The sequence below is a fragment of the Pseudomonas sp. KK4 genome (assembly GCF_001984065.1).
GTDB lineage: Bacteria > Pseudomonadota > Gammaproteobacteria > Pseudomonadales > Pseudomonadaceae > Aquipseudomonas.
The window spans coordinates 18585-30145 of sequence record NZ_LYVP01000031.1 but is presented as its reverse complement, the minus strand read 5'-3'; the positions used below and the strand labels follow the sequence as shown (position 1 = coordinate 30145).

The window sequence follows — 11561 nt, the reverse complement described above, 5'->3', positions numbered from 1 at the left end:
TCCTTCACTCTTATTCGGCTGATTCCACTGCGGTGATCATCTTCACCACATCGACTGTTTCGGCTACATCATGGACGCGCAATATACGCGCACCTTTGTGGGAAGCCAGCGCCGCGAGGGCGAGCCCACCATAAAGGCGCTCTCCCACCGGGCGATTCAACGCCTGCCCTATCATGCTTTTGCGGGAAACACCGACCAACAGGGGTCTGCCCAAGGCATGCAAAGCATCCATATGTTTGAACAAGCTTAGATTGTGCTGCAAGTTTTTTGCGAAGCCAAAACCGGGGTCCAGAATGATCCGTTCGGCAGCAATACCCGCCAAAGCACATTGAGCCATGCGCTCGGCAAGGAACTCACCCACCTCTTTGGTGACGTCCCGATAATGCGGATTATCCTGCATATCTCCAGGCTCACCGAGCATATGCATCAGGCAGACCGGCAAACCGGTTGCCGCCGCAGCATCCAGCGCGCCATCGCGGCGCAGCGAGCGCACATCATTGATCAACCCGGCCCCGAGCCGCGCTGTTTCACGCATGACGGCTGGCGTAGAGGTGTCGACCGAGATAATGACATCCAACTCGCGACTGATACGCTCGACGACCGGCGCAACGCGCTCGAGCTCCTCCAGCGGCGATACCGCCCTGGCGCCCGGCCGTGTCGATTCGCCACCAACATCGATCAGCGTAGCGCCGGCCGCGACCATGGCCTCGGCGTGACGCAAGGCTGCATCCAGCTGGCTGTACTGGCCGCCATCAGAGAAAGAATCGGGAGTGACATTGAGAATGCCCATGACATGCGTATGGGCCAAATCAAGAACCCGGTTGCCGCAAGGCAACCGGGTCGAGGACTGAACAGAAGTCATTTCAAACCTTAAACGTCAGCAGCCGGACCGCCGATAGGAGTTTGCGGACGCTCGTCCTGCACCGCTGGTGGCGTTCCGGATGTTCCGGTACCACCCGACCAATCACGAGGTTCGCGAGGGGTGCGACCCGCCATGATGTCATCGATTTGCTCGGCATCAATCGTCTCATACTTCATCAAGGCATCGGCCATGGCGTCGAGCTTGTCACGGTTGTCCGTGAGGATCTGCTTTGCCGTGCCGTAGCACTGATCAATGATGCTGCGAACTTCGGAGTCGATCAGTTTCGCGGTCTCACCCGAGAAGCTTGCATTCTGACCACCGCCGCCGCGACCGAGGAACACTTCGCCCTCTTCTTCGGCGTACATCAGCGGACCGAGCTTCTCCGACAACCCCCACTTGGTCACCATGTTCCGCGCAATCTGGCTGGCACGCATGATGTCGTTGGAGGCACCGGTGGTGACACCATCGAAGCCCAAGGTCATTTCTTCGGCGATACGACCGCCGTAGAGCGAGCAGATCTGACTGATCAATGCGCGCTTGGACAGGCTGTAACGATCTTCTTCCGGCAGGAACATGGTGACACCCAGCGCGCGACCGCGCGGGATGATCGAAACCTTGTACACCGGATCATGCTCAGGCACGACGCGACCAACGATGGCATGACCGGCTTCGTGATAAGCGGTGTTTTGCTTTTCTTTCTCGGACATGACCATGGATTTGCGCTCGGCACCCATCATGATCTTGTCTTTGGCCAGCTCAAACTCTTTCATTTCAACAATGCGCTTACCGGCACGAGCGGCAAACAGCGAGGCCTCGTTCACCAGGTTGGCCAAGTCGGCACCGGAGAAGCCAGGCGTACCACGCGCGATCACGGCCGGGGCAACATCGTCACCCATCGGCACTTTGCGCATGTGCACCTTGAGAATCTGTTCGCGACCGCGAATGTCCGGCAACCCCACCACAACCTGACGGTCAAAACGACCTGGACGCAGCAGCGCTGGGTCAAGCACGTCAGGACGGTTGGTGGCAGCAATCACGATGATGCCGTCGTTCATTTCAAAGCCATCCATCTCCACCAGCAACTGGTTGAGAGTCTGCTCACGCTCATCGTGACCGCCGCCCATGCCAGCGCCACGGTGGCGACCGACGGCGTCGATTTCATCGATGAAGATGATGCATGGCGCGTGCTTCTTGGCCTGCTCGAACATGTCGCGAACACGACTGGCACCCACGCCGACGAACATCTCGACGAAGTCAGAACCGGAAATAGTGAAGAACGGCACTTTGGCTTCGCCGGCAATCGCCTTGGCCAGCAAGGTCTTACCAGTACCTGGAGGACCCACCATTAACACGCCGCGAGGAATACGACCCCCCAGACGCTGGAACTTGCCCGGATCACGCAGGAACTCGACCAGTTCGCCAACCTCTTCCTTGGCTTCGTCGCAACCGGCAACGTCAGCCAAGGTAGTCTTTACCTGATCTTCGGAAAGCAGACGCGCCTTGCTCTTGCCGAAACTCATCGGCCCGCCCTTACCGCCAGCACCACCCTGCATCTGCCGCATGAAGAACATGAACACGGCGATGATCACCAGGATCGGGAAGCTTGCCACCAGGAGTTGAGTCCAGATGCTTTGCTGTTCAGGTTGCTTGCCTTCGACCACGACATGATTGTCCACCAGGTCGCCGATCAGGCCGTTGTCCTGGATGGCTGGACGAATGGTCTTGAAGCTGTCGCCATCGTTGCGCTTGCCGGTGATCACGTAGCCATCAACCGCCACGCGCTCGACTTTGCCATCCTTGACCTGCTGGATGAAGTCGGAATAGTTGAGGGTCTGCGGCTCGTTAGGACTGGAGAAGTTGTTCATCACTGTCACCAGGACAGCCGCGATGATCAACCACAGGATCAGATTCTTTGCCATATCGTTCAATTAACTACCCTCTGAAGCAAGCGCCGCTGTTGGCGCGCGCTTCGCATGATATTCACCGGCCTAACTTACTACATTACCTACGACTCTGGCAGGCGCCGTCTGTAACCCTTTGTGAAACACTTTCTACACAATATTCGCTTATGCACGCAGGGCGAAATACGAAAAACCTATCGCCCCACCGAAAAAACCTCGTTTCATTCACTGTGACCGCGGTAACCCCAAGCCAGCATGTATTGCTCGCGAGAACTGCCACGGGAAGAGTCCGGCTTGATCATCTGGACCTTGTCGAATTTCTGACGAGCGTCCTTCACGTAAGCATCGAATCCTTCGCCCTGAAAAACCTTGATCACGAAATTGCCGCCCGGCTTGAGTATCCGAGCCGCCAGATCAAGCGCCAACTCGCAAAGAAACATGGCTTTTGGCATATCTACCGCAGGCGTACCACTCATATTGGGGGCCATATCGGAAATCACAAGGTCCACCTGCGAATTACCCACGGCTTCAAGGATCCGGGCGAGCACTTCATCCTGGGTGAAGTCACCCTGGATGAAAGTCACGTCCGGAATGCTGTCCATTTCCAGGATGTCCGAGGCGATCAGACGCCCCTGACCGCCGATCAGCCGGCTGGTGACCTGCGACCAGCCACCGGGCGCCGCCCCCAGATCGACAACGCTCATTCCCGGGCGGATCAGCTTGTATTTCTCCTGGACCTCCAGAAGCTTGTAACTCGCCCGTGAGCGGTAGCCATCCTTCTGCGCCTGCTTCACATAGGGATCATTGACATGTCGTTTCAGCCAACCAAGGCTTGTCTTGGAACGCGCCATTGGGCACCTCGATGATAAGGGTCGTGATTAGTTGGGCGGATCCACGAACCCTCGGGTAAAATGGCCGCCATTTTACAGAATCCAGACGAAAGGGTCAGATTATGCCGCTCACTCAAGAGCAGAAGAAACAGTACAAATCCATTGGCCACCATCTGAAACCAGTATTGATTGTGGCTGACAACGGTTTGACTGAAGGTGTGTTAGCCGAACTTGAACGCGCCCTGGCGGATCACGAGCTGATCAAGATCAAGCTCAACATCCTCGATCGCGAATCGCGCCTGGCGTCCATTGCAGAACTGTGCAAGGTCGGCAAAGCGGATCTGGTTCAGGTTATCGGCAAGATGGCACTGATTTACCGTAAGAACTTCAGCGTCAACAAGCAACTGTCGAACGTTCATCGCTTCAAGTGATCGCAGGGGGTCAAGGGTGTGCTTCGCGCACCCTGCCACCCCATCCCGGCACTGACTGCAAGAGCAGCACCGGTAGCAGCCCGACTTGCAAACGTCACAAGCCGCCGACACGCAACATCCGGGCCTGCGGCCTGCCAAAGCATGGCGCCCGCAAGAAGCGCGCGCCTGCCTTCAGATGTGGCGGACTTCGACGATCTCGTACTCGATCACGCCACTGGGCGTCTTGACCGCCACCACGTCACCCTCCTCCTTGGCAATCAAGGCGCGGGCAATAGGCGAACCGACGGAAATCTTGCCCAGCTTGATGTCTGCCTCATCCTCACCAACGATCTGGTAGGTGACGCTTTCATCCGTCTCGACGTTGGCGATTTCAACGGTGGTGCCGAAGATCACCTTGCCGGTGTGAGCAATGGTCGTGACGTCGATCACCACAGCGTTCTGCATGCGGCCTTCGATGTCACGGATCCGCGCCTCGACCATACCCTGCTGCTCGCGAGCAGCGTGGTATTCGGCGTTTTCCTTCAAGTCACCCAACTCGCGGGCCGTACCGATGTCCTGGCTGAGCTTCGGACGAACGACCTTGGTCAGGTGAGCATGCTCTTCTTCCAGGGCGCGAGCGCCCTGAACGGTCATTGGGTACTTGGTTATGCTCATGCCTTCAATCCTGCGTGTAGATCCTGCAAGCGGCGTACGGTCTTCTCGGGACCGAACTTCAGCGCTTCGCAGATAGCTTCGCCAGCAGCAATGGTGGTGGTGCAGTAGATCTTGTGCTGCAAGGCATTGCGACGAATGGAATAGGAGTCAGCGATCGACTGACGACCCTCGGTGGTGTTGATGATCAGGGTGACTTCGTCGTTCTTGATCATGTCGACCACGTGCGGACGACCCTCGGTCACCTTGTTCACGCGGCGCACTTTCAGGCCTGCGGCTTCGATCAGCTTGGCAGTACCGGCAGTGGCAACCACTTCGAAGCCCAAGTTGATCAGATCACGGGCCACGCCGGCAACCAGAGGCTTGTCGTCGTCACGCACGCTGATGAATGCGGTACCGCCGGTCGGCAGCACTTCGCTGGCACCCATCTGGGCTTTGGCGAAGGCCTCACCGAAGGTATCGCCCACGCCCATCACTTCACCGGTGGACTTCATCTCTGGGCCGAGGATCGGGTCAACACCAGGGAATTTGGCGAACGGGAACACCGCCTCTTTCACGCTGTAGAAGTTCGGAATGATTTCCTTGGTGAAACCCAGCTCTTGGAGGGTCTTACCGGCCATCACCCGCGCAGCGATCATTGCCAGGGAAACACCGATGCACTTGGACACGAACGGCACGGTACGCGAAGCACGCGGGTTGACTTCGATGACGTAGATGTCTTCGCCTTGCAGCGCCAACTGAACGTTCATCAGGCCGACCACGCCCAGCTCCAGGGCCATTTTCTTGACCTGTTCGCGCATCTCGTCCTGGATGTGCGCAGGCAGCGAGTACGGTGGCAGCGAGCACGCGGAGTCACCGGAGTGAACACCGGCCTGCTCGATGTGCTGCATGATCGCGCCGATCACCACATCCTTGCCGTCGCAGACCGCGTCCACGTCCATCTCGATGGCGCAGTTGAGGAAGTGATCCAGCAAGACCGGGCTGTCATTGGACACCTGGACCGCTTCGCGCAGGTAGCGCTTGAGTTCTTCTTCTTCGTACACGATTTCCATCGCACGACCGCCCAGTACATAGGACGGACGCACCACCAGCGGGTAGCCGATCTTGGCAGCGGCGCGAATCGCTTCGTCTTCGCTGCGCACGGTAGCGTTTGGCGGCTGACGCAGGTTCAGGCGCTGGACCATTTGCTGGAAGCGTTCACGGTCTTCGGCACGGTCGATGGCGTCAGGGCTGGTACCAATGATGGGCACGCCAGCGGCTTCCAGGGCGCGGGCCAGTTTCAGCGGGGTCTGGCCGCCGTACTGGACGATCACACCTTTTGGCTTCTCGACCCGGACGATTTCCAGCACGTCTTCCAGGGTTACTGGTTCGAAGTACAGGCGGTCGGAGGTGTCGTAGTCGGTGGAAACGGTTTCCGGGTTGCAGTTGACCATGATGGTCTCGTACCCGTCATCGCGCAGGGCCAGTGCCGCGTGAACGCAGCAGTAGTCGAACTCGATGCCCTGGCCGATACGGTTAGGACCGCCACCCAGGATCATGATCTTGTCGCGACCCGATGGCGCGGCTTCGCACTCTTCTTCGTACGTGGAGTACAGGTAAGCGGTGTCGGTGGCGAACTCGGCGGCGCAGGTGTCGACGCGCTTGTAGACCGGGAAGATTTCCAGCTTGTGGCGATGGGCGCGCAGGGCCTTTTCGGTCACACCCAGCAGCTTGGCCAGGCGCATGTCGGAGAAGCCCTTGCGCTTGAGGCGGAACATCAGATCACGGTCGATGCTGGTCAGGCCAAGGGTCTTGACCTTCTCTTCGTCCTTGATCAGGTCTTCCATCTGCACCAGGAACCAAGGATCGATCATGGTCATGCCAAAGATATCTTCGACGCTCATGCCGGCGCGCATTGCGTCCGCCACGTACCAGATACGCTCGGCGCCCGGCACGGTCAGCTCGCGCTTGAGGATGCTCATGCTTTCCGGGTTGCGCAGATCGACCTTCTCGTCCAGGCCGCACACACCGACTTCCAGGCCGCGCAGGGCTTTCTGCAGGGATTCCTGGAAGGTCCGGCCGATGGCCATGACTTCGCCGACCGACTTCATCTGAGTGGTCAGGCGCGCGTCAGCCTTGGAGAATTTCTCGAACGCGAAACGTGGCAGCTTGGTTACTACGTAGTCGATGGACGGCTCGAAAGACGCCGGGGTCTTGCCACCGGTGATGTCATTGGAGAGTTCGTCCAGGGTGTAACCCACGGCCAGTTTGGCAGCGACCTTGGCGATCGGGAAACCGGTGGCTTTCGAAGCCAGGGCCGACGAACGGGATACCCGCGGGTTCATTTCGATCACGACCATGCGGCCAGTGTTCGGGCAGATACCGAACTGTACGTTGGAACCGCCGGTTTCCACGCCGATCTCGCGCAATACCGCCAGGGAGGCGTTACGCAGGATCTGGTATTCCTTGTCGGTCAGGGTCTGTGCGGGAGCCACGGTGATCGAGTCACCGGTGTGCACGCCCATCGGGTCGAAGTTTTCGATGGAGCAGACGATGATGCAGTTGTCCTTCTTATCGCGGACAACCTCCATTTCGTACTCTTTCCAACCGATCAGCGATTCATCGATCAGCAGCTCTTTGGTCGGCGACAGGTCCAGACCGCGGGCGCAGATTTCTTCGAACTCTTCACGGTTGTAAGCAATACCGCCACCAGTGCCGCCCATGGTGAAGGACGGACGGATGATGCACGGGAAGCCCAGCTTTTCGAGGACCGCGTTGGCCTCTTCCATGCTGTGAGCGATACCGGAACGCGGGCATGCCAGACCGATGGACTTCATGGCCTTGTCGAAGCGCGAACGGTCTTCGGCCTTGTCGATGGTGTCGGCGTTGGCACCGATCATCTCTACGCCGAACTTCTCCAGAACGCCTTCGCGCTCCAGATCCAGGGCGCAGTTCAGAGCGGTCTGGCCGCCCATGGTCGGCAGCAGTGCGTCCGGACGCTCTTTCTCGATGATCTTGGCAACGGTCTGCCACTTGATCGGCTCGATGTAGGTGGCGTCGGCCATGGCCGGGTCGGTCATGATGGTGGCCGGGTTGGAGTTCACCAGGATGACGCGGTAACCCTCTTCGCGCAGGGCCTTGCAGGCCTGGGCGCCGGAGTAGTCGAATTCGCAGGCCTGGCCGATCACGATCGGGCCAGCGCCGAGAATCAGGATGCTTTTAATGTCTGTACGTTTTGGCATGGGTTTGTCACTCAAATCCGCAGGTCAGTCGGCAAGCCGTCTTGTTCAATCGATGAAGACTTGAGGGGGCCGCCGGTGTCGGGACCACCCTCAAGCTTTGCTGCATCAGGGCGAGCGATCAGCGTCGCTTGGCCATCTCGTTGATGAAGCGATCGAACAATGGCGCTACGTCGTTCGGGCCAGGGCTGGCTTCAGGGTGACCCTGGAAGCTGAAGGCGCTCTTGTCGGTACGCTCGATCCCTTGCAGGGTGCCGTCGAACAGCGACTTGTGGATCGCGCGGACGTTGGCTGGCAGGGTCGCTTCGTCTACCGCAAAACCGTGGTTCTGGCTGGTGATCATCACCACGCCGGTATCCAGATCCTGCACCGGGTGGTTGGCACCGTGGTGGCCATGGCCCATCTTCACGGTCTTGGCGCCGGACGCCAGGGCCAGCAGTTGGTGACCGAGGCAGATGCCAAATACCGGGATCTCGGTTTCCAGCACGTCCTTGATCGCCTGGATCGCGTAGTCACAAGGCTCCGGATCGCCAGGGCCGTTGGACAGGAACACGCCGTCCGGATTCAGGGCCAGCACATCGGCGGCCGGGGTTTGCGCAGGAACCACGGTCACGCGGCAGCCGCGCTCGACCAGCATGCGCAGGATGTTGACCTTGACGCCGTAATCGTAGGCAACCACGTGGTACGGCAGCTCGGAGGCTTCAATGGTCGCGTGACTGTCGGTTTTCAGGTCCCAGACAGTCGAACGCCATTCGTACTGCTCTTTAGTGCTGACGACTTTTGCCAGGTCCATGCCCTTTAGGCCAGGGAAACCCTGGGCGGCGGCGATGGCGGCTTCTTCGGAAATGTTGTCACCGGCCATGATGCAGCCGTTCTGCGCGCCCTTTTCACGCAGGATGCGCGTGAGGCGGCGGGTGTCGATACCGGCAATGGCCACAACGTTGTTGGCCTTCAGGTAATCGGACAGGGACATCGTGTTACGCCAGTTGCTCGCTACCAGTGGCAGGTCACGGATGACCAGGCCAGCGGACCAGACGCGGTTCGACTCGGCGTCTTGCGGCGTGGTGCCGGTGTTGCCGATGTGCGGGTAAGTCAGGGTAACGATCTGTTGGGCGTAGGAAGGATCGGTAAGGATTTCCTGATAGCCGGTCATTGCGGTGTTGAACACCACCTCACCAACGGTCTGACCGTCGGCTCCAATGGCTTCGCCGCGAAAAATGCTGCCATCAGCAAGGGCGAGTATGGCTGGCTTAGTCAAGAAGACCTCCCGTAAATAAAGCCTGAAAGGGCGATCGCAGGTTGTAAAAAAGCGGAGTGACGTATGGACACGTCACCCCGCTTCTTCACTGAATTATTCTGCGCGCTTTTAGTGGACACACTAAAGCTGTAGCTTACAGAAAAAGGCCTTTTTGGTCTACCGCCAATGAGCCCGAAAGGCTGGAGAATGCGACAGGTCGTCGCTTGGCGGGGTAAAACCGGGCTCAAACCCATGGTTCGAACCCGATTTCGGGCACATCTTAACGCAGGTCGAGCACGTCCTGCATATCGTACAGACCAGGTTCGCGACCATCGAGCCACAACGCGGCACGCACCGCACCCTTGGCGAAGGTCATGCGACTGGACGCCTTGTGAGTGATCTCTACACGCTCACCATCGGCAGCGAACAGCACCGTATGATCACCGACGATGTCACCGGCGCGCACAGTGGCGAAACCGATCGTTTCGCGATCACGGGCGCCGGTCTGACCCTCACGACCATAAACCGCCACTTTTTTCAGATCACGTCCCAAGGCATCGGCAATCACTTCGCCCATGCGCACTGCGGTACCCGACGGCGCATCGACCTTATGCCGGTGATGCGCTTCGGTGATTTCGATATCGACATCATCACCCAACACCCGAGCAGCGGTGTCCAGCAATTTCAGGCAAAGGTTTACACCCACGCTGAAATTGGCCGCGAAGACGATCGGGATATCCTTGCCCGCCTCCGCCAGCAACTGCTTCTCTTCAACGCTGAAACCGGTGGTACCGATGATCATCGCCTTGCCATGCTTGCGGCAGAAGGCCAGGTTCTTCAGGGTCACCGTCGGGTGCGTGAAGTCGATCAGCACGTCGAACTCGTCAACCACGCGATCCAGATCACCGGACAGCGGTACGCCGATACGACCCAGCGCAGCCAGCTCACCGGCATCGGCACCGACCAGAGTGCTGTCGGGACGATCAACCGCCGCGGTCAGACCCGCGCCCGGCGCTTGATGCACGGCTTCGATCAGGGTTTTACCCATACGCCCGGCGGCGCCCATCACAGCTATACGTCGCATGCCTGCCTCCTTACAAATCGCCGAAGAAGCGCTTCACGCCTTCGAACCAGCCCGTGGTTTTCGGCGAATGGCTGTTGTCGTCCGCCAGGGAATTGCGGAACTCTTCCAGCATTTCGCGCTGACGACGACTCAGATTGACCGGCGTCTCGACTGCCACACGGCACATCAAGTCACCCGCACCGCCGCCACGCACAGGAGCAACGCCCTTGCCACGCACGCGGAACTGCTTGCCGGTCTGAGTCCCTTCAGGGATCTTCAGTTTGACCCGACCATCCAGAGTCGGGATCTCCAACTCGCCACCCAGCGCCGCATCGACGAAACTGATCGGCACTTCGCAGAACAGATGCTTGCCGTCACGCTGGAAGATCGAGTGCTCGCGCACATTGATCACCACGTACAGGTCACCGGTCGGGCCACCTTGAGCGCCCGCCTCGCCTTCGCCGGACAGACGAATGCGATCACCGGTATCGACCCCGGCCGGCACTTTCACCGACAGGGTCTTGTACTCTTCGACACGACCTTCGCCATGGCAGGAATCGCACGGATCGGAAATGATCTTGCCCTGGCCATGGCAGCGCGGGCAGGTCTGCTGCACCGAGAAGAAACCCTGCTGCATGCGCACCTGACCGATACCGCCGCAAGTCGGGCAAGTCACCGGCGAGGAGCCTTTCTTGGCACCCGAGCCGTCGCACGGCTTGCAATTGACCAGCGTCGGAACGCGGATATTCACGGTCGTACCGCGCACCGCTTCTTCCAGGTCCAGCTCCAGGGTGTAACGCAGGTCGCTGCCGCGCTGAGCGCCACCACGGGAACCACCGCGACCGCCACCGAAGAAGTCACTGAAGACATCACCAAAGATGTCGGAGAAGTTCTGACCGCCGAAACCGGCGCCGCCGCCACCCATGCTCGGGTCGACGCCGGCATGGCCGTACTGGTCGTACGCCGCACGCTTGCTGGAATCGGACAGCACTTCGTAGGCCTCGTTGGCCTCTTTGAATTTCTCTTCCGACGCTTTGTCATCGGGATTACGGTCCGGGTGATGCTTCATCGCCAGGCGACGGTAAGCCTTTTTCAGGTCCGCCTCGCTTGTGCCGCGCTCAACACCCAATACTTCGTAATAGTCACGCTTTGCCATAAGTCTTCTGCACTCTTGAGGACGTTCGGCAAACCTCTCCTGAGCCTCGCCAAACTCGTTGAGCCCCAATACAGGCCCGGACCCAACTCACGTCAATTCAACGATCCTGGTCTTTGTTTCGATCTGGCACTTGCAGCTCGGGAAGCAGGAGCATTCCCGACCATGCCATCAGCCCGCGACCGTTGTCGCACACTGTAAAAATTCGCTTACTC

Annotated in this window: 9 protein-coding genes; 1 reads left to right on the top strand and 8 read right to left on the bottom strand. The window is 59.1% G+C overall.

Features of this window, described 5'->3' with window-relative positions; translation table 11 throughout:
- Window positions 1–10 precede the first annotated feature (10 nt).
- The 3 genes from folP to rlmE all read right to left on the bottom strand — a co-directional run bounded on the left by folP (window position 11) and on the right by rlmE (window position 3614).
- Entirely contained in the window at window positions 11–862 is an 852-nt protein-coding gene (gene folP / locus B0W55_RS13130; RefSeq protein ID WP_077046417.1) for a dihydropteroate synthase, read from the bottom strand.
- Between the two features lie 8 nt (window positions 863–870).
- Window positions 871–2781 (bottom strand): ATP-dependent zinc metalloprotease FtsH, encoded by a 1911-nt coding sequence (gene ftsH, locus B0W55_RS13125; protein WP_077046416.1) that lies wholly within the window; start codon window positions 2779–2781, stop codon window positions 871–873.
- Window positions 2782–2984: 203 nt separating this feature from the next.
- Window positions 2985–3614 (bottom strand): 23S rRNA (uridine(2552)-2'-O)-methyltransferase RlmE, encoded by a 630-nt coding sequence (gene rlmE, locus B0W55_RS13120; RefSeq protein ID WP_077046415.1) that lies wholly within the window; start codon window positions 3612–3614, stop codon window positions 2985–2987.
- A gap of 101 nt (window positions 3615–3715) precedes the next feature.
- Between rlmE and B0W55_RS13115 the strand changes: the two genes are divergently transcribed.
- Window positions 3716–4024, top strand: coding sequence for a YhbY family RNA-binding protein (locus B0W55_RS13115; RefSeq protein WP_007942889.1), 309 nt, complete (start codon window positions 3716–3718; stop codon window positions 4022–4024).
- A 171-nt stretch (window positions 4025–4195) separates the two neighbouring features.
- Here the strand turns inward: B0W55_RS13115 and greA are convergent, their stop codons facing one another.
- From greA to dnaJ, 5 genes are all read right to left on the bottom strand, one after another.
- Window positions 4196–4672 (bottom strand): transcription elongation factor GreA, encoded by a 477-nt coding sequence (gene greA / locus B0W55_RS13110; RefSeq protein ID WP_047539307.1) that lies wholly within the window; start codon window positions 4670–4672, stop codon window positions 4196–4198.
- A 2-nt stretch (window positions 4673–4674) separates the two neighbouring features.
- The gene (gene carB, locus B0W55_RS13105; protein WP_056854961.1) at window positions 4675–7896 is read right to left on the bottom strand and encodes a carbamoyl-phosphate synthase large subunit; all 3222 of its coding nucleotides are present in this window, start codon (window positions 7894–7896) and stop codon (window positions 4675–4677) included.
- 118 nt (window positions 7897–8014) lie between these two features.
- Complete coding sequence (gene carA, locus B0W55_RS13100) at window positions 8015–9151, bottom strand: glutamine-hydrolyzing carbamoyl-phosphate synthase small subunit (protein WP_077046414.1); 1137 nt, start codon at window positions 9149–9151, stop codon at window positions 8015–8017.
- A gap of 259 nt (window positions 9152–9410) precedes the next feature.
- Entirely contained in the window at window positions 9411–10214 is an 804-nt protein-coding gene (gene dapB, locus B0W55_RS13095) for a 4-hydroxy-tetrahydrodipicolinate reductase (protein WP_077046413.1), read from the bottom strand.
- 10 nt (window positions 10215–10224) lie between these two features.
- Window positions 10225–11349: a molecular chaperone DnaJ gene (dnaJ, locus tag B0W55_RS13090; RefSeq protein ID WP_077046412.1), complete on the bottom strand. Its 1125-nt coding sequence runs from the start codon at window positions 11347–11349 to the stop codon at window positions 10225–10227.
- Window positions 11350–11561: the final 212 nt, after the last annotated feature.

Bases quoted from the DNA above. Each gene is read 5' to 3' on its own strand.
- rlmE (WP_077046415.1), bottom strand. From the start codon at position 3,614: ATGGCGCGTTCCAAGACAAGCCTTGGTTGGCTGAAACGACATGTCAAT.
- carB (WP_056854961.1), bottom strand. From the start codon at position 7,896: ATGCCAAAACGTACAGACATTAAAAGCATCCTGATTCTCGGCGCTGGC.
- folP (WP_077046417.1), bottom strand. From the start codon at position 862: ATGACTTCTGTTCAGTCCTCGACCCGGTTGCCTTGCGGCAACCGGGTT.
- dnaJ (WP_077046412.1), bottom strand. From the start codon at position 11,349: ATGGCAAAGCGTGACTATTACGAAGTATTGGGTGTTGAGCGCGGCACA.
- ftsH (WP_077046416.1), bottom strand. From the start codon at position 2,781: ATGGCAAAGAATCTGATCCTGTGGTTGATCATCGCGGCTGTCCTGGTG.
- B0W55_RS13115 (WP_007942889.1), top strand. From the start codon at position 3,716: ATGCCGCTCACTCAAGAGCAGAAGAAACAGTACAAATCCATTGGCCAC.
- dapB (WP_077046413.1), bottom strand. From the start codon at position 10,214: ATGCGACGTATAGCTGTGATGGGCGCCGCCGGGCGTATGGGTAAAACC.